An 18,804-nucleotide genomic window follows, 5' to 3' on the forward strand; every position below is an offset into this window, starting at 1 on the left:
TCGTTCTGAGCCAGGATCAAACTCTCATGTTGAGAATTCAATCTCGACTAAATCACGTCATTCTGAATCGACGAGAACTCACACTCATTTCAAAACGCATCACTGCGCCAAAACGAGGTGTATTCTCTTGTTCAAAACGTGACCGTCGAAGTCTATTCCAAGAACCGGCATCTCTGCCGATCCCGCAAGCTCCGCCGCCCACGTTTCTCTTTCTTCTCATCTTCAATTGTCAAATAACAGACCAGAAAAAACCAGTCGAAATCCAATCCCCGCAATCCCAGGCTCACAACCCAGAACCACCAATCAGCATCGCAGCCAATCAAGGAAACACTAGAGCGAAGGTCTTCGTCGCCAGCAGCGCCGCCGCCCTCGTCAGTGATCGGGCTTATAAAGGTACTTCCGTCTCGAGGTCAATGGCAGACTTTTGAAAAATCGCGAAAATCTTATAAAGCACTGAAAAATTTGGATTTTTAAGCGATTGTCTATTCAGCCGCTTCTAAGCCTCCGTCCCCAGACGCCCCGAACCTCGGCAAAGATGCAATAAGCTCGCGAGTAAAGGCATACGGAGGCCGTTCGAACACTTCTCGACCGATCCAGCCTCAACGATAGCCCCCTGCCCCGTGACTTTGATCCGGCGGCTGATACGCTGGATCAGCCCCGCATCATCCAAAGCGAACGTCATCGACAGGCCGGCCAAGTTCATTAGCCGGGCGATCCTTCCGTGGCGGGCAAGTCCGCCCAGCTCGCTATAGCGCCACCAGGGCTGTTCGACAAAGCTGAATGCTCACGCCAGGCCCGGCCTGCTCAGCCTGACGGCAAGCACATTCCCCGGCCCATGCACGGCAGCGAAGAACAGACCAGCCAGGAAAGTGAAGTGGTCGATAAAGAAGCCGAATTCGGCCTGGTTGCCCGCCCAGTGCGCCGGGCCATGAAACGAGAAGCCGAGGAAGATGACGTAAGCGGCCGCGACGAATGACGCCGGGGTGAAGAAGGCGCCGGTCAGGAAGGCGAGTACCAGCAGCACTTCGAGGATCGCCGCACACCACGCCAGGAATAGCGGGAACGGGAAGCCGGCGGCAGCGATATAGTCGGAGGTCGCGCCCATATCCATGAACTTGAACGAAACGGCCATCAGGAAGACAGCAGCGAAGATCAGGCGTGCAATAAGAATGGCGGCAATCTGCCAGATTGATTGAGTGTTTTCCACGATGTCCCTCCGGGTTGAAGCGGTTGATGCTCCAAGGACGGCCGGTAGAAGGAGATTCCGACAGAGAGGTGGCGATTTTTTTGTCGAGACGACCGCGTGCGTCTCACGACACGGTTAATGTCAGATTTTTCCGATCACCCTACGCCCGATTTTAGCCGTTTGACCTGAGATCACCATCTGCCCTGCCCCGCTGCAGGCTTGTGATCATTGCCGATGCGGCAATTGACTTCGGGTTTTTCCATGGGAGATTCCCGCCGGCCTTCCCGCCTCCCCGGCCGGCGGTCCCTATCTGGCATGGGTATCCTGGCGCCGAAGCTAGGATGCTGCCTGATTATAGGTGCGAATGACGCTGCGGACGGCTTCCAGCACCAGCGTGCGCGCCTTCGCTTCCACTCTACCGGCGGCGACGGCCGGATAGAGGGCGCCGAGATACTGGCTGATAAGGGTCTCCGGCAGTTCTTGTTCCCCCAGCCGTTCGAACAGCCGCTCGACGAGGGCCACTGCATCGTGATGCGGCCAGTAGTAGCGGATGCGATCGCTATAGGAGAAATGCCGCTGTACGCGCAGCTCCCCCTCATTACCATGATAATATTTCTGCCAGTTCTTCGGCTCTGCCAGCAGCAGCGCCTCCATGCCCGGGCGCAAGGTCTCCGGGCCTCCGTCAAGAAATGCGGCGATCTGGTCGAGACCGTAGAGCGCTTCTCGAAGCGCGAAGGTGAGGCCCGGGCCGACCTTCAGGATAGCAAATCCATCTTCAACGAGCCCGCGCAATGCAGATGCCGGCTGATAGTCGGTAGAGTGCGCTTCGAAGACGAATTGCGGCATACGGCCCAGAACGCTGCTGAGGTCGCGGGCGGCCGTGCGGTCATAGACCACGACGTTCTCATTGCCGAATTCGACGCCTGGCTGCACCACGACGCCGATGGCACGGGCGAAGGCATTTTCGAGACCAAGGGCGGCAAAGGCGCCGCGGTGCACCTCGACGGTTTTCAGTGCGGCCTGCGGGCTGGTCAATTTCAGGTGGTCAAGCGCCTCCATGGCTCCGCCGGGGATCGGTACTTCCGTACCGATAATATAGACGGGCCGATCATAGCCCGAGCCCACCGCCGCCTTTTCAGCGACCAGCGCAAGGCGCGCGGCGCGTTCGGCGGTGACGGCATCCGACAGCGCTACCGGCTCGCCGGCACAGCCCATCGAGGTATCGAGGTGGATTTTCGTGAAGCCGGCGCGCACGAAGGCGTCCATCATCACTTGGGAGCGCTGCATCGCCTCCTCCGCGGGCAGGTGCTTCCAGGGGTTGGGGCCAAGATGGTCGCCACCGAGGATCAGCCGGCGCGTGTCGAAACCGACGCGGGCGGCAATTTCTTCCACGAAACGGCGGAAATCGGCAGGTGTCATGCCGGTATAGCCGCCCTCCTGGTTGACCTGATTGCAGGTGGCCTCGATCAGTACGTCAGTACCGGCGACGAGGCCTTCCAGGAAAGCGGCCTCGATGACGAGCGGATGGGCCGAGCAAATGGAAGCAATGCCGCGCCGTTCGCCGGCCGCGTAGCGGGCAGGAAGCGTGCTGAGGGTCTTGGTGCTGCTCATGACGATACTCCGGAAAGATTGCGGGCGGCGAGGAAGGCTTCGATTTCAGCCATGCTGGAGGTGCCCTCCATCGGSCCYTTGACGCCSACGGCACGYGCGCCSGTGGCATTGGCAATAACAAGGGCCTTATCCGCGGCCATGCCGCGCAGCCAGCAAGTGACGAAGGCCGCGCCAAAACTGTCGCCGGCGCCGGTCGGGTCGACCTCTTCCACCTTGAAGGCCGCAGCCGAGGTCTCGCCGGAGGCGTCGAAATAGCTGGCACCCTCGGCGCCGCGCTTGATCACGACGGCCTTGATGCCGCGCGCCAGCAATTCCGCGACAGCAGCCTTTTCCTCGGTGGCTTTGGTAAACAGGAAGATTTCCGCGCCGCTCGGCATGAACAGGTCGGTATTCTCAAGCGCATGGCCGAGCGCCTCGCGCATGCCGGGCAGGTCCAGCATCTCCTTGCGGATGTTGGGATCGAAGGAGACCGTGCCGCCCTTCGCCTTGATGCGCCGGGTCGCTTCGTGAATGGCCTCGACGATGCCGTCGGAGAAGAGCGCCGAGCCCATGATATGCAGGTGGTCGGCGGTCTCGACCAGCGCCTCGGCTGCGGGTGTCAGCCCGATCGCCGAGCAGGCGCTGTGCTTGATGTTGAAGATGAAGTCCCGGTTGCCGTCCGGCCTGTAGCGCACGAAGGCGCTGCCGGTCGCCGCCGTCGGGTGCACGGCGATGGCCGAGACATCTGCGCCGTCGTTCCGCAGACGTTCGACATTGAGCACGCCGAAATCGTCATTGCCGACGGCGCTGACGATGCCGCAGGGCTGGCCCAGCTTGGCCGCCTGGTCGATGAAGATCGCCGGAGCGCCGGAGGCAAAGGGGCCGATTAGCGGGATGGCAGAACGGAAACCATTACCGGTCTCGACCGCCATGATCTCGACGACGATCTCCCCGATGGTGATGATCTTCTTCATGCTCATGTCCGTACCGCCTTGCTGCGCACGTCGAGCCAGACTGCGATGAGAATGACGAGGCCCTTGACGATGAGCTGGTAGAAATACGGCACCGACAGCATGTTCATGCCGTTATTGATGACACCGATGATCAATGCGCCAAGAATGGTGCCGACCATCGTGCCGACACCGCCGGCAAGCGAGGTGCCGCCGAGCACGACCGCCGCGATGGCGTCAAGCTCGTAGCCCATCCCCGAATTGGTCTGCGCCGAGGACAGGCGCGAAGAGAGCAGGATGCCGCTGATCGCCGCCATCACGCCTGATATCATGAAGACAATGATCTTGATGCGATCGACGCGGATGCCGGAATAGATCGCCGCTTCGCGGTTGCCGCCGGAAAGGTAGACCTGCCGGCCGAAGATCGACTTGGACAGGACGATGTGGTTGATCGCAAAGAGCACGCCCATGATCCAAATGATGATTGGAAGCCCGAGGAAGCTCTCCGAGCCAATGGCGAGCCACGCATCATTGTCGATCATGGCCGGAGCACCGTTGGTAGGTAGACTGACGATGCCGCGGAAAATGCCCATGGTCGCAACCGTGACAATGAAGGATGGCAGCATCAGCTTCGCAGAGAGCGCTCCGTTCAGCCCGCCCATGATAGCGCCTGCCGCGAGCGTCAGGAGAATGGTCGGCAGAAAGCCGAAGCCCATGGCGAAGGCCTGCGCCGCCGCCATGCCGGCAACCGCGATGATCGAACCGATCGAAAGATCGATCTCGCCAAGCAGAATGACATAGGTCATGCCGTAGGCCGCAACGGCGACCACCGCCACCTGCTGCATGATGTTCATGAAGTTGTTGAGGGCGAGGAAGCGCGGGCTCAACACCGAGAAGACGATGCAGAGCACGGCAAGGGAAACGATGATGCCGCCATACTGGCGCACCATCGGCGATCGGAAGAACGACTGGCGGACCTGCGTGTCCGCGCCCCTCCTCTGTGTTGTCTGAGGATTGCTCATGCGTGCATCCCCGCTGCATAGGTCATAACGGTTTCGGGTGTCAGGCCTTCGGCATCGAGCACGGCTGCCAGGCCTCTGTTGTGCATCACGACGACGCGATCGCTGAGGCCAAGCACCTCTGGCAGTTCCGAGGAGACCATCAGGATCGCCGCACCTTCGGCGGCAAGCTCGCGAATGATGCGATAGATCTCGAATTTCGCGCCGACATCGACGCCGCGCGTCGGCTCGTCGAGGATCAGAACACGCGGCCTGATCTGCAGCCACTTGGCCAGCACGATCTTCTGCTGGTTGCCGCCGCTGAGCGAACCGGCTGTGGTGTCGATCGAAGCCGCTTTGATGGCAAGGCGCAGCACTTCAGCCTTGGCGGCGACACGCTCGGCGCTGCTGCGCATCAGGCCGAAGGGACCGGCAAGCTGCTTCAGCGCCACCATGTTGACATTGCGCTCGACGCTGTGCGCAAGCACGAGCCCCTCTTCCTTGCGGTTTTCCGTTACGAAGGCGATACCGTTGCGGATCGCGTCCGAGGGCGAGGCGAGCGTCAACGGCTTGCCGTCAAGGAGGATCTGCCCTTCGGGGCGTTCCATGCCAAAGAGCGCCTTCATGATGTCGGACCGGCCGGAGCCGATCAGACCGAAAAGACCGACGACTTCGCCCGGCTTCACATAGATGGAAACATCGTGGAATTTCCCCGGCACTGTGAGGTTTTTCGTCGCCAGGACGGGCGCAATGCCCGCGGCCGGACGCGGCGCCACGCGCGGCGGATAGATATCCTGCATTTCGCGGCCGACCATCAGCGCGATCAGCTTGTCGATGCTGGTCTCGCTTTTTTCCGTCGTCGTCACATATTCGCCGTCGCGAATGACGGTAATGTCGTCGGAAAGCCGCATGATTTCTTCCATGCGGTGCGAGATGTAGATGATCGCTTTGCCGCGTGCCTTCAGCCGCTCGATGATCGAGAACAGGATTTCCGCCTCGCTATCGGAAAGCGACGATGTCGGCTCGTCGAGGATGACCACGTCCGCAGGCAGGCTGAGACCCTTGGCGATCTCGACAAGTTGGCGCTGGGCGATGGAGAGGTCGCCTACCTTGGCATGCACATCGACCGGCAGACCAAGGTCCTCGATGAGCGCTTCGGCCTTGGCAACGAGCGCGCCGTCGCGGACGAAACCGAAGCGGCTCGGTTCGTGGCTTGCAAATATGTTCTGCGCGACCGAAAGGTTTCGGCACAGACTGAGTTCCTGGAAGACAATGGAGATGCCGTGCGCGCGGGCATCGCGCGGGTTCTGCGGCTGGTAGGTCTTACCGGCGAGCAGGATTTCGCCGGAGGTCGGCCTGTAGACTCCGGCGAGGATTTTCATCAGCGTGGACTTGCCCGCGCCGTTCTCCCCCAGCAGCGTGTGAACGCGACCGCGGCGAACCTTGAGATTCATGCGCTTCAACGCCTGCACGGCGCCGAAGGACTTGGCAGCATCGCGGATTTCCAGCACTGCCTCAGTGCCTCGCGACGCCTCTTCCTTTATGGCTGAATTGCTCTGTGTCACGCAAGCTCCTCCCCGGCCGCGCACTCGGCAGCGGCAAGCCCGGCTGTTGGCGAATGAAATGGACTGTAGTCCGCGCGGCGGATGGCAGATGGGCCACCCGCGCAAGATGATGGCGGCGGCCCCGCGGGCCGCCGCCATATGCGGTTTACTTGGTCTCTCCGTCCTTGGTCACGACGCCGGGCACGATCGGTTGCTTGGCTGGAACAGTCTCGCCCTTGATGACCTTGACGGCCGTTTCGACGGCAACCTTGCCCATCTGGTCCGGATACTGGGCGATGACGCCGACCATGACCGGGTCGTTCTTCACGGCGTTACGCGCCTCTTCCATGCCGTCGAAGCCGATAACCTTGACCTGACTTTCCAGCTTGGCGGCCTTCACGGCGGAAGCAGCAGCAAGAGCGGCGTCGTCACCGAAGCCGAAGATGCCGACGATGTCGGGATTGGCTTGTAGCATGTTCTGGGCAACGGCCAGCGCTTCCGGCCGGGTGATGCCCGTCTGAATGGCGGCAATCTTGATGTCCGGATATTTTTCCAGACCCTTCTTGAAACCTTCGACGCGATCGACGACCGACTGCACCGTCGGATAGTCGATGACGGCGACCTTGCCCTTGCCGCCGACGCTCTTTGCCATCAGCTCGGCCGCACGCTCGCCGCCGGCAAAATTGTCCGTTCCGACGAAGGAAGTGACATCGGCATCAACAGCGGGAACATCAACGGTGATGACCTTGATACCAGCCTTCTCAGCCTTCTTGATCGCTGCGCGCACGCCCTTGCTATCGACCGGCGAGATGACGATCACGTCGACGCCCTTGGTGATGAAGTCCTCGACGTCGGCGAGCTGCTTGGAAAGATCCTGGTTAGCGATGGCCACTTCCAGCGGAACCTTCTCCGCCTGAGCTTCCTTCTTCATCGCATTCGCGAGCGAAATGTAGAACGGATGCTGCTGGGTCAGAAGCGATGCGCCGATGCCTTCCGCAGAGGCGACACTTGCCATCAAGGCAAGGGCAGCGCCGGAAAGAAGAATACGACCGAGCGTTTTGCGAAGCATGATTTCCTCCAATGGCCGGCCTCGCCGGCTGCTGTGATGAATGCGTGAAGCTTTCCCTGCCGGCCGCGACCTAAGCCGCTTTTCCTCTCCTGCGCAGGACCGATCCACCCGTATCGGGCGATGTTCGTATGCCACCGATTAAACATCGCGTCAATCAATTTCTTTACACGTGAAAACTTCTAAGGCGAGCGGAAATTTGTTGGTAACGTTAGATTTGGCGGCTATATATGCGATGAAGAGCTATGGCGGCCTGGAAACAGGCGCAGATCACGCTGATAGGCATAAAGAATTATTTTTACACATGATAATTAGACGCGGAAATGCGTCAAAACCGTTGCGAATCTCGGAAGCGATCATGAGCGAAAGTAAAATCCGGACGATGGAGGAGTTCGCTGCGGCAAGCGGGCTTTCCCGCCCGACCGTCTCGAAATATTTCGACAATCCCGAGAGCGTGAAGCCCTCCACCCGCGCCCGCATCGAAAAAGCGCTGAAGGACTATGACTATCGGCCCAACATCTTCGCCGTCAGTCTCAACCGCAAGAATCCGAAAAACATCGGGCTGATCGTCCCGCATATTTCGGATCCGTTCTATGCCGAGATCGTGCGGCAGATAGAGATGCGCTGCTTTGCGGAGGGCTATTGGACGATCGTGCTGTCGTCCCACGGCGAACGGAAGCTGGAGGCACGAGCCATGCGCACCCTTCTCTCTCTGAACATTGCCGGCGTCCTGATGGCGCCGCTCGGCTTCGAGACCGATGCGCGCCTGCTCGAAAACCTTGCCAACGCCATGCCGACGGTCTTCCTCGACAACAGCATCGGCGACCGGCCCTTTGTCGGCACAGACAACCGCAAGAGCATTGGCAACATCACCGAATATCTGTGCAGGACCGGCGAACATCCCTGCTTCCTGGAAATGCCGGCGGTCAACCAGAATGCTCTCGAGCGGCGCAGCGCCTATGTTGCAACGATGGAGCGCCTGGGGCTGGAGCCCATCACATTGCCGATACCGGCCAGGGATTGGAATTTCGAGCAATTGGGCTACGAGGCCGCTGGGCGCATGCTTGATGGTTCCGGCTTTCCGACGCGCACTGTGCTCTGCGCCAACGACCGGCTCGCCTTTGGCGTCATCGCGGCCGCCTTCGAGCGACGCCGACGCGTCGGGCACGACAGCGATTGCGACCTGCGTGTGGCCGGCCATGATGACCATCCGCTCAGCCGCTTCACCTGTCCGCCGCTGACCACCATGGCCCAAGACTACCAGGGCATCGCCGCCGCCGGCATCGACATGCTGTTTTCAAGGATCGGCGGAATGCCGGAGAAGTCCAGCGACCAGGGCAAAGCGATGCATCTGGAAGCGCGGCTCATCATGCGCCAGTCTGCATGACAATGCCTATGCTTAACTCTCTGGCGATACTGCCTATTTATCCCAACCGCACCCAATCCACGGCCTCGAGCACATAGGGCGCGAATAAGAAATCCCGGATCTGGATAATCCGGCTTTCCGACCATTCGACGAGAACAAAATGCGCCGGTCTTTCCGTCGGGCCGGTGCCGTCAAAGACGAGCATGGCTGGCCGTCCTTCGACCGCGCCAAAGGCGAACCGCCACTTCGCCACTTCGGCATAGCGTGTGAAATAAGGGGTAATCTTTTCACGCCCTTGCCACTGGAGCCGGTTCACCAATTCCAGCTTCACGTCATCGGCAAGCATGGCGCGGATAGCGTCGAAATCCCCGTTCCGAAACATGTCGACATAAGCGATGATCTTCTGCCGATCCAGATCGGACATCAGCGGCAGCCTTGCATCCTCGGGTTCCTGTGCGAGCAGCCTGAGCGTAATGCGCGCCCGCTGGAGCGCCGATTTGGCTGCCGCCGGAGAGCATTCGGCGATGCTTGCGATCTCCTCGACCGAATGCCCCAGAACATCCTTGAGGATTACCGCGCAGCGCTGGAGTTCAGGCAGCCGCAGAAACGTCTGAAAACCAACTGCGACGATATCCGCCTCGGGTATGGGCTCGGCTTCGATGTCCTCGGTGAGTGGAACAACCGTATTTCGCGACCTGCTGCGCAGGAAGTCCAGGCTCGCATTGTGGGCGATGCGAAACAGCCAGCCCTCGAGATTATCCACCTCGGCCCCCTGGCTTCGTGCTTGGAGGGCCTTCACGAGCGTGTCCTGCAAGACATCCTCGCCATTGACGGCCGATCCCGTCATACGCGCGCAGTAACGATGAAGGCGTGGCCGCAGCGCTTGCAGGCGATCTTCGAATCCATCCATGTCCATAAACCTACCGTACTTCCGCGCTCAGTTCTGCCAAGGATCGGACACCGATGTCGATGAGGACCTTCGACAGGTTAGCCGGCTGTGACAGGAATGGCGAGTGGCTGCTTTCCAATGTGTGGATCACTGTCTTGCCGCCGATCGCGTCATCAACGGTAGCAATCATATGATCCTGGCCGGCCAACGGAACTGCACGATCCTGGGTGCAACGGATATAGTGGCGCCGCACCGTACCAAATCTTGCCGGCGTAATCTGCGATGGAGCCAGAGCGCCAGCGTTGGATTCGTCGCAATGAAGCTGCGACGCCGCATGTACGAATTCGTTCTCCGACACATCGGCATAAAACGAAGCCTTGAGCAGCGACCTATAGGCCTCGTCGGTCGATCCGGCATGGATCCTGGTCGCGCCAATGGCGATGGGGTCACCTGTGAACAGCTGAGGCGCCAGGGCGGAAGACATGGTTTCATGCTGGAGCATGGCAAGCAACGGCATGCCGTTCGGGACCATGAACCCGGCAAGATAAACAACCGCGAGAAGCAGGTCAGGAACCCTTTCAGCCACCGCCGAAATCGTCATCCCGCCAGCCGAGTGCCCTACAAGAATGACTCTACCGTCAGCGCGTGATGCCGCCTCTTCTACCAAGGCGACCACCGCCTCCGTCCGCTCCTCCTGCGTCACGTCCGCAACAGGTGACCGCTCCGTAGCAAACGCGCCGGCGTCGAATGGGTGACGATTGAGTGACGTGGGCGCTATCGCATTTGCCCCTGCGCCGGGAAGGTCGAGCGTCAAGGCGGCAAAGCCGCTCGCTTCAAGGATTGGCGTAATTCTGTTCCACGCCGAACGATTGTGCCAACCGCCGTGAACCAGGACGAAAACGGCCTTGGGTACTGACATTGCTGAGCTCTCCCTATCTGATGTTATCATTTGGCCACTTACCCGAACGGCCGGCGGCCATTCCGCCGCCGACCTGTCTCCTCGCCCACGGAACGGACAAGGGGATATGAGGATCAGACCGTCTTGTTGTCGAAAAGGTACATTTGAACACCCGACTCATCAGGCGCATAAATTCGGCGATCCGCAGCGGCGGCTTGCCCCTCCGGGCTTGCGAAGGCTGTTTTGATTGCTGCAAGGTCATCGAAATGCAGCGTCCCGATCCGATAAACATCGGGCGAGCCGGCCGGCGTTGCGATGGGGCCGTGGCTGACGTCGTAACTCCTGAGCCCCGGAAGCTTCTTGGCAAGAGGCACGTGGATGTCGAAGTAATGCCGGTCAAATGCCTCCGTGTCCTTCGGCGTCCGATAGATCACCACCATCTGGGCCATTCCAGCTTTCGTTTGCTGGTTGTGTGATGCAGGCTCGGCCGCGTGCTCGTGAGCCACCGCAGAGCCCATGAGCGAATCCAGGCTTGCCAGTTCGGCGATCCTCGGGAAGTAGGCCTTCATGCGCGGATCGCTGCGCATCGCCTCGACGGCTGCGGGAGTCTCCCATTCGGAGTAGATGACGACGCCGGCGCCGTCTTCGGCTGCGATCAGCCGGGTCGTCTTCCAGCCAGGCAGCGTGCGGATCACGGTATCTATATTCTCTTTCAGGAGCGCGATCAGCGCATCCTGCTTCCCCAGTTTGACCCGCAGGAGATTGACCAAAATAACGGGTTCGTTGGACATGGCATGTTTCCTTCTGTTTCGGATATGCCAAGGACGATCCGAAGGTCGGAAACGGATCGCGACCTAGAAGATTTTTTGGAGAGCGTCCCGAACCGGGCGATATTCAAAAAAATGCGGGTTGGCGATCAGCCGAAAAGGGCCATCCCCGACACCGCTATGCGAGGTTCTTGAGGTAGAGCGAGAGCAGCTGGGTCTGTGAGGAAATGCCGAGTTTGCGGTAGACGTTGCGCCGGTGAACCTTCACCGTCCCCGTGGAGATATTGAGCCTCAGGCCGATCGATTCCGACGAATGTCCCTGCAGGACGAGTTCGACGATAGCAGTCTCGCGGCCTGTCAGGTTGAGATCCCGCCAGACCGCTTCGGCTGGCGCAATATTCTCGTTCTGACCTTGCCGGCGCTTACTCTTGCTGCCGGCAGCCAATTGCGCATCGAAGCGCGAGGCGAGGCCGGACCAATAATGCCTTACCATGTTTGCAACGAGCGGCTCGACCTTCTTGAGCGTCATGAATTCGGCGGGTGGGAAAACCCCGGTCGTCTCACGCCGCATGAGGGACAGGACGATAGTGACATCTTCGTCTGCATTGACGAAGAAACCGATCTCCTCGGCAAGCCCGGTCTGGACATAATAGGTTCGGTAATATTCGCTGGAAAAAAAGCGGTCCGGTGCCAGCTCCCGCATCCTCAGCACGCCTTCACGGCGTTCGCGCGCCGTATGATAGAACGGATCGAGCAAATAGGGGCCGGCCTGATAGAGCGTGACGAAGACAACGTGCTCCTCTCGGTCGAAGGTGCTGTAGAGATCGATCGGCCGCTCTTTGCCGCGATAGGCGAAGACAACAACGTAATCGAACCGTACCAGCGCCGCCATCATCTGGCGGAAGGTCTCGCCGAACTCGGCATCCGCCATCGTCGATCTGCCGATCGTGGCGTTGAAGGCGGAAAACAGTCCTTCAAGGTCGGTGCTCATGTGACGGATCCCCTCTCCCGCCCTGCGCCATCTAGCGCAGCCCTATATACACCTTCCATGAAGCATTGCGCGCTGAAATACCTCTTTCGGGGTATATACCTCGCAAGAGGCGCAGGCTTACTCTTTCCTTAACGACGGTGGCAATAAGGCAGATCAAGACTGCCGACCAACCGCAGGGAACAAACGTGGCATCCGCTTCAACGAACGACATCGAATTCCGTTCGGTCACAAAAGCCTATGGCGCCGTGACAGCCGTAACGGACATCAATCTCAATGTGCCCAAGGGCGCATTCCTGGCGCTTCTCGGACCTTCCGGCTGCGGCAAGACGACCTGCCTGCGCATGATCGGCGGTTTCGAACAGCCGAGCGAGGGCACGGTGCTGATCGACGGGCGCGAGATGAATGGCGTTCCAGCCTACCGGCGCCCTGTGAACATGGTGTTCCAGCACTATGCGCTCTTTCCGCATTTCAATGTCGCGCAGAACGTCGCCTACGGGCTGAAGCAGATGCGGCCAAAGGTCGGCGCTGCCGAGATTGACCGGCGTGTGGCCGAAGCGCTCGAGATGGTCCGGCTCGGCGGCTTCGCCAAGCGGCGCATTCATGAAATGTCAGGCGGGCAGCAGCAGCGCGTCGCGCTGGCGCGCGCCATCGTCAATCGCCCCTCCGTACTCCTGCTCGACGAACCGCTCGCCGCCCTCGACAAGAAGCTGCGCTCGGCCATGCAGATCGAGCTGCAGACGCTGCAGCGCGAACTCGGCATCACCTTCGTTCTCGTCACCCATGACCAGGAGGAAGCGCTGTCGATGGCCGATGTCGTCTGCGTCATGAGCGCCGGCCGCATCCGGCAGCTTGGCACGCCGCAGGAAGTCTATGATCGTCCGGCCGATCTCTTCGTCGCCGATTTCGTCGGCAAGACGAACCGCATAGAGGCGATGATGGAAGCCGATGGCGAAACGCTTCGCCTTGCCGACGGCTCGGCACTTTCGGCCGGCAAGCGTCTCGCACCGGGAGCAGCGATTGCGGCATTGCGCCCCGAGGCGATCCATCTGAGCCGCGAGATGGCGGCATCAGGCAAGTCTTTCAAAGGCACCGTGACACACCGCATCTTCCTGGGATCGTCAGCGGAATACGCGGTCACCGTTCCCGGACTGGGCGACTTTTTGATCACTTCGGATCGCCGCAGCATGAGCGAGAGCGATCTCGTGGCGCCGGGCGAACAGGTTTTCCTCGGCTTCGATCCCGCAGCCTTACATGTCTTTCCAGCATCGAATGCATAAGCCAAAACAAGGGAACAGCATCATGAGCAAGGATTATAAGGACAATCTCCCCATTTCTGCCGAAGGCTTCATGGACGAATTCATGCGCCTGAAGCGCGGCTCCGTCAGCCGCCGTCACTTCCTGGGCATTACCGGCCTCGGCCTTGCGACGGCGGTGTTGTCGCGCATCCCCGGTGCGCTTTCGACGCCGGCCTATGCCGCAGGCGAGCTGGGCACGCAGATGTCGATCGCAACCTGGCCGAATTATCACGACCCAGCAACCTTCGAGAACTTCAAGACAGCGACCGGCGTTGCCGTCGAAGTCAATGTCTTCGGCTCGAACGAGGAAATGCTCGCGAAACTGCAGGCAGGCGCCTCCGGCTGGTCGCTGTTCGTGCCCACTAACTACACGATTTCAACCCATCACAAGCTCGGCCTTATCGAGGAACTTGATCTTTCGAAGATCCCGAATTTTAGCCAGGCAACCGAAAGCCCGCGCTTCACCAAGGAAGGGCAGATCGGCGGAAAGACCTATGCCGTGCCGAAAAATTGGGGCACGACCGGCTTCTCCGTCAACACCTCGAAGATCAAGAGGAAGCTTTCAAGCTGGAAAGATTTCTTCGAAATCGCCCAGACGGAGGCCGATGGCCGTGCCATGGTGCACGACTATCAGCTGACGACCATCGGCAGCGCGCTGGTTTCCCTCGGCTACGATTTCAACTCGATCAAGCCGGAAGAACTCGCCAAAGCCGAAGAATTGCTGATCAAGGTCAAGCCGCATCTCTTCGCCATCAACTCCGACTATCAGCCGTCCATGCGTTCGACAGACGCCTGGCTGACGATGTGCTGGACCAATGACGGCGCGCAGCTGAACCGCGATATGCCCGAGCTTGCCTATGTGCTCGGGAAGGACGGCGGCGAGATCTGGACCGACTATTATGCGATCCCGAAGGATGCGCCGAACAAGGCGGCCGGCTACGCTCTGCTCAATTATCTTATGGATCCGAAGAACGCGGTGAAGGAGCACATCGCCAACGGGGCGCCCACCACCGACAGCCGCGTCATCACGCTGCTGCCGAAGGATGTCACGTCGAACAAAATCGTCTATCCGGATGAGGCTTCGCTGACGCCGCTGGAATTCGGTGCCGCCGTTACGCTCACCGATCCGAGCCGCGCCGAGTTGATGGCGCGCTTCAAGTCGGCCTGATCGTCCTCGCCCAACTCCGGCCCCTGCTGCCATGGCGGCCAGGGCCGGCCTCGCGTTCCGAACCGGCAGATAAAGACCCTCTCGATGCCCCTTAACCCTGCCACCAAACGGCACCTCGTCACCGCTGCCCTTGTCGGTCCGGCAAGCATCTGGCTGTTCGTCTTCCTGGTGCTGCCATTCATCGCCATCATCGTCTTTGCCTTTGGCGAACGTGCCCCGGAAGGCGGGTATCAGGCGGCCTTCACCTTTGCGCAATTCGCCAATCTCGGCTCGCGCTCGGCAGCCTTCATCAATACGCTGATTCTTGCGCCGATCGGCGCGGCGGCCTGCCTGCTGGTCGCCTATCCGGTTGCCTATTATCTGGCGGTGAAGGCAAGTCCGCAGCGTCGTCTGCTGCTCGTCTCGCTTGTCGTCGTTCCCTTCTGGACCAGCCTGCTCGTGCGTACCTATGCCTGGATGTACCTGCTCGGCGCGCGCGGTATCCCGCATCTGCTCGAATACTTCGGAATAGAGAATGTCAGGCTTATCAACACGCCGGGTGCTGTGCTTCTCGGCATCGTCTACGGCTACCTGCCCCTGATGATCATGCCGATCTATGTCAGTCTCGAAAAGCTCGATCGCCGGCTGCTGGAGGCATCGGCTGATCTCGGCGCCAAGCCCATCTCGACCTTCTTCGGCATTACGCTGCCGCTGTCATTGCCAGGTGTCATGACCGGCGTGGCGCTGGTGACGATCCTGCTGCTCGGAGAATATCTGATCCCGCAGCTGCTTGGCGGCGGCAAGGTGTTCTTCATCGGCAATGCGCTGGTCGATCTCTTCCTGCAGTCGCGCAACTGGCCATTCGGATCGGCGATCGCCGTGACGCTGGTTGCCGTCGTCGTCATCGTGCTCTTGGTTGCCATGCGGATTGCCTGGCGCGTTGCGGGCACCCGCCAGGTGGATCTCGTCTGATGCGCGCGCTCGTCACTTTCGTCTATCTGTTCCTCTATACGCCGATCGCGCTCGTCGTGCTGTTTTCCTTCAATGCAGGCCGCAATGCGAGCGAGTTCACCGGCTTTTCCACGCAATGGTATGGGCGTGCACTGTCGAACACCTTCCTAATGGAGGCGTTGCAGAACAGCCTCATCATCGCCTTCACCAGCGCGGCACTGGCCGCGATCTTCGGCACAATGGCAGCGATCGGCCTGGAACGGCTCGGTCCCGGCATGCGCGCCATCTTCGACGGGTTGTTTGCCGCCGCGATCGTCGTTCCGGGCGTCGTCATCGGCATTGCGACGCTGGTGGCGCTGGTGGAAGTTTTCGGCGTCATCAACCCGCTGATCGCGGCCGTCTGGCCCGGCGACCAGCCACCGAAATTCGCGCTCGGCTATGGCTCGATCATCGCGGCACATGGTCTCTTCACCATGGCGCTTGTGACGATGATCGTGAAGGCGCGCATCGCCAGCCTCGGCCGCGACATCGTCGAAGCATCCAGCGATCTCTATGCGACGCCGCTGACCACGTTTCGGCAGATCGTCCTGCCGCAGATCATGCCCTCGATCCTAGCCGGCTTCCTGCTCGCCTTCACCTTTTCCTTCGACGATTTCATCATCGCCTTCTTCGTCGCGGGATCCAATACGACGCTGCCGATCTATGTCTTCGCCTCCATCCGCCGCGGCGTCACGCCAGAGATCAACGCGATCGCGACGATGGTGCTGATCGCATCGCTCGTCCTCATTCTCATCGCGCGTTTCCTGATGCGCGAAAAGACAACGACAAACTGACCAGGGAAATATCATGATACTCAAGGATCGGGTCGCAATCGTCACCGGAGCCGGCTCCGGCATCGGCCGCGCCGGCGCGCTCATCATGGCGCGCGAAGGCGCGCATGTGATTGTCGCCGATATCGATTTGGCAAATGCCGAGGAGACCGTGAGCCAGATAGCCGAGGCAGGCCACAGCGCCGAAAGCATGATGGTCGATGTCATGGATGATCAGGCCCTCGAAGCCGGTATCGCAGCCATTACAACACGACATGGCCGCATCGATATCCTGCATAATCATGCAGGCGCCCAGGTGGCGGGCAATCTGGAGGACGTCGCCGTTTCCGGTTTCGATACGTCTTGGAACCTGAACGTCCGCGCGCATTTCATGGCTTCGCGCCTCGTCATGCCGATCATGAAGAAAGCTGGCAAAGGCGTCATTCTCAACACGTCCTCATCGTCGGGCGTCCTTTATGACCGCGAGATGATCGCCTACACCACGTCCAAACACGCTGTCATCGCCATGACGCGGCAGATGGCAGGCGACTATGCCCGGTTTGGCGTCCGCGTCAACGCGCTCTGCCCCGGCTGGGTCGACACGCCGTTCAACGCGCCGTTCATTACGCAAATGGGTGGACGCAGCGCCATCGAAGGCTATATCGCTGAAAAGGTGCCGCTCGGGCGATGGGCCGACGTTTCGGAAATTGCCGAACCTATCCTCTTTCTTGTCTCAGACCGTTCCTCCTACATGACCGGACAGATCCTCGTCGTCGATGGCGGCGAAACGATCGTCTAGGCCGCTGAAACGTTCCCGAAGACAGTCGTGAAGTGCTGCCGGGCAAGCCCTCCCTGCTCTTTCAGCCGTCCGATCATGCCGCCGAGTACCAGCCAAAACTCGGCGCCGAATAACCTGGCATCGCCGTCATTTGCATTCACGACCCGCCTATCGGCTCGTGACGGTGATGTTGGTGCTCAGATCTCCGTGCAATCAACACAGTTGGCTTTGGCTCCCGTCCCACATTGACACCCGCCTGTGACAGAACCGCACAGGATGTGCCTCAAAGCCAAAAGATATATTGTAGATATATGTTTTAGAGCATACATCGATGCCGCCACCAACAAAATCATGGAGATCCGAAATGGCTAGAGAACTGAGCGCGGCAACCAAGGCAATCGTGCAGGCCACCGTACCCGCGCTTGCGGCCCACGGCACGGAGATCACCGCCGCCATGTACCTGCTGCTTTTCAAGGACGAGGAGGTTCGCAATCTCTTCAACCAGTCCCACCAAGGCGAAGGCGGCGGACAGACGAAGGCGCTGGCGCAGGCGATCCTCGCTTATGCGCAAAATATCGATAACCTCGCAGTCCTCGGGCCTGCGGTCGAGCGGATCGCACAAAAGCATGTCGGCCTTCAGATCCGGGAGCATCATTATCCGCATGTCGCCAATGCCCTGCTTGCGGCCATCAAGCAGGTGCTGGGCGATGCCGCAACCGACGAAGTGCTTGCCGCTTGGGGCGAGGCCTATTGGTTCCTGGCGGATATCCTGATCGGCAGGGAAAAGCAGGTCTATGATGAGCTAAGCTCTGCCGAAGGCGGATGGTCCGGCTGGCGCCGTTTCCGCATTGCCGACAAGCGCCGCGAGAGCGACATCATCACCTCCGTCGTCCTGAAGCCGGAAGATGGCAGGTCAGTCGTCCGCCATCTCCCAGGCCAGTATCTGACATTCCGGATCGTCGTACCCGGAAAGGGTGAATACCGCCGCAACTACAGCATCTCCTCCGCTCCAAACGGTGAGACATACAGAATTTCCGTCAAACGCGAGCCCTCGGGCCTGATATCGAATTATCTGCATGACAAACTGGTCGTAGGCGATGTGCTCGAGGTTGCACCGCCGGCAGGCGAATTCTTCCTCAGGGAGAATACGGCGCGGCCGGTCGTCTTGCTGAGCGGCGGCGTAGGCCTGACGCCGATGGTCAGCATGCTGGAAACCATGGCGGCAAAAGAGAACAATGCGAATGTCTACTACGTTCACGGCGCTGAAGACGGCAAGGTTCATGCGATGGGCGAGCATGTTCGCAAGCTCGTCTTCGGTCGCGATGGGATGAGATCTATAGTCTTCTATCGCGCGCCGCACTCCGACGATCGGAAGGGCGTTCATTACGACCAGGAAGGCTTTGTGACCCTTGAGTGGCTCGCCGAGAACACGCCGCTGAAAGAGGCCGACATCTATCTGTGTGGGCCAAAGCCGTTCCTCGCGACCTTCGTCAATGGACTGGACAGAGCCGGCATCCCGAAAGACAGGATCCACTACGAGTTCTTCGGTCCAGCCGACGATCTGGCGGCATAAGACGAG

General features: G+C 60.0%; 18 protein-coding genes. 8 read left to right on the top strand and 10 right to left on the bottom strand.

All coding sequences use genetic code 11. The features are described from left to right. The coding region (locus QD409_RS16505; protein ID WP_430763115.1) for a hypothetical protein at positions 1–428 on the top strand (428 nt) is incomplete at its 5' end. A 356-nt stretch (positions 429–784) separates the two neighbouring features. Here the strand turns inward: QD409_RS16505 and QD409_RS16510 are convergent. The 6 genes from QD409_RS16510 to QD409_RS16535 form a co-directional block, all read right to left on the bottom strand. Next, on the bottom strand, positions 785–1,207 hold the full coding sequence (locus QD409_RS16510; RefSeq protein ID WP_430763116.1) for a DoxX family protein: 423 nt from the start codon (positions 1,205–1,207) through the stop codon (positions 785–787). Between the two features lie 315 nt (positions 1,208–1,522). Then, positions 1,523–2,797 carry a D-tagatose-bisphosphate aldolase, class II, non-catalytic subunit gene (locus QD409_RS16515; RefSeq protein ID WP_430763117.1) on the bottom strand — a complete coding sequence of 425 codons (1,275 nt, stop codon included), beginning with the start codon at positions 2,795–2,797 and terminating at the stop codon, positions 1,523–1,525. Beyond that, positions 2,794–3,750 carry a tagatose kinase gene (locus QD409_RS16520; protein ID WP_430763201.1) on the bottom strand — a complete coding sequence of 319 codons (957 nt, stop codon included), beginning with the start codon at positions 3,748–3,750 and terminating at the stop codon, positions 2,794–2,796. The genes QD409_RS16515 and QD409_RS16520 overlap by 4 nt, the downstream gene beginning before the upstream one ends. Positions 3,751–3,752: 2 nt before the next feature. Beyond that, positions 3,753–4,676 (bottom strand): ABC transporter permease, encoded by a 924-nt coding sequence (locus QD409_RS16525; RefSeq protein WP_430763202.1) that lies wholly within the window; start codon positions 4,674–4,676, stop codon positions 3,753–3,755. Positions 4,677–4,744: 68 nt separating this feature from the next. Further along, positions 4,745–6,289 carry a sugar ABC transporter ATP-binding protein gene (locus tag QD409_RS16530; protein WP_430763118.1) on the bottom strand — a complete coding sequence of 515 codons (1,545 nt, stop codon included), beginning with the start codon at positions 6,287–6,289 and terminating at the stop codon, positions 4,745–4,747. 145 nt (positions 6,290–6,434) lie between these two features. Next, the gene (locus tag QD409_RS16535; RefSeq protein WP_430763119.1) at positions 6,435–7,337 is read right to left on the bottom strand and encodes a substrate-binding domain-containing protein; all 903 of its coding nucleotides are present in this window, start codon (positions 7,335–7,337) and stop codon (positions 6,435–6,437) included. Positions 7,338–7,692: 355 nt separating this feature from the next. Between QD409_RS16535 and QD409_RS16540 the strand changes: the two genes are divergently transcribed. Next, positions 7,693–8,721 (top strand): LacI family DNA-binding transcriptional regulator, encoded by a 1,029-nt coding sequence (locus QD409_RS16540; RefSeq protein WP_430763120.1) that lies wholly within the window; start codon positions 7,693–7,695, stop codon positions 8,719–8,721. Positions 8,722–8,758: 37 nt separating this feature from the next. Here the strand turns inward: QD409_RS16540 and QD409_RS16545 are convergent, their stop codons facing one another. From QD409_RS16545 to QD409_RS16560, 4 genes are all read right to left on the bottom strand, one after another. Further along, positions 8,759–9,610, bottom strand: a complete 852-nt coding sequence (locus QD409_RS16545) for a sigma-70 family RNA polymerase sigma factor (protein ID WP_430763121.1) — start codon at positions 9,608–9,610, stop codon at positions 8,759–8,761. Between the two features lie 10 nt (positions 9,611–9,620). Continuing rightward, positions 9,621–10,508, bottom strand: coding sequence for an alpha/beta fold hydrolase (locus tag QD409_RS16550; RefSeq protein ID WP_430763123.1), 888 nt, complete (start codon positions 10,506–10,508; stop codon positions 9,621–9,623). A 113-nt stretch (positions 10,509–10,621) separates the two neighbouring features. Further along, positions 10,622–11,278, bottom strand: a complete 657-nt coding sequence (locus QD409_RS16555; protein WP_092847499.1) for an EthD family reductase — start codon at positions 11,276–11,278, stop codon at positions 10,622–10,624. 154 nt (positions 11,279–11,432) lie between these two features. Next, entirely contained in the window at positions 11,433–12,245 is an 813-nt protein-coding gene (locus QD409_RS16560; protein WP_092847504.1) for a helix-turn-helix transcriptional regulator, read from the bottom strand. A gap of 185 nt (positions 12,246–12,430) precedes the next feature. Here QD409_RS16560 and QD409_RS16565 point away from each other — a divergent pair, with 185 nt between their 5' ends. The 6 genes from QD409_RS16565 to hmpA all read left to right on the top strand — a co-directional run bounded on the left by QD409_RS16565 (position 12,431) and on the right by hmpA (position 18,798). Then, entirely contained in the window at positions 12,431–13,522 is a 1,092-nt protein-coding gene (locus QD409_RS16565; protein WP_430763124.1) for an ABC transporter ATP-binding protein, read from the top strand. A 22-nt stretch (positions 13,523–13,544) separates the two neighbouring features. Next, positions 13,545–14,708, top strand: a complete 1,164-nt coding sequence (locus QD409_RS16570; protein ID WP_430763125.1) for a polyamine ABC transporter substrate-binding protein — start codon at positions 13,545–13,547, stop codon at positions 14,706–14,708. 84 nt (positions 14,709–14,792) lie between these two features. Then, positions 14,793–15,659, top strand: coding sequence for an ABC transporter permease (locus QD409_RS16575; protein WP_092847513.1), 867 nt, complete (start codon positions 14,793–14,795; stop codon positions 15,657–15,659). Then, positions 15,659–16,471, top strand: coding sequence for an ABC transporter permease (locus QD409_RS16580; protein ID WP_092847517.1), 813 nt, complete (start codon positions 15,659–15,661; stop codon positions 16,469–16,471). Before QD409_RS16575 ends, QD409_RS16580 begins: the two co-directional genes overlap by 1 nt. Positions 16,472–16,484: 13 nt before the next feature. Then, entirely contained in the window at positions 16,485–17,246 is a 762-nt protein-coding gene (locus QD409_RS16585) for an SDR family NAD(P)-dependent oxidoreductase (protein WP_092847520.1), read from the top strand. A gap of 343 nt (positions 17,247–17,589) precedes the next feature. Then, entirely contained in the window at positions 17,590–18,798 is a 1,209-nt protein-coding gene (hmpA, locus tag QD409_RS16590; RefSeq protein WP_430763126.1) for an NO-inducible flavohemoprotein, read from the top strand. Positions 18,799–18,804: the final 6 nt, after the last annotated feature.

It is taken from the genome of Rhizobium sp. BR 315 (assembly GCF_050577975.1).
Taxonomy (GTDB): Bacteria; Pseudomonadota; Alphaproteobacteria; order Rhizobiales; family Rhizobiaceae; genus Rhizobium; species Rhizobium miluonense.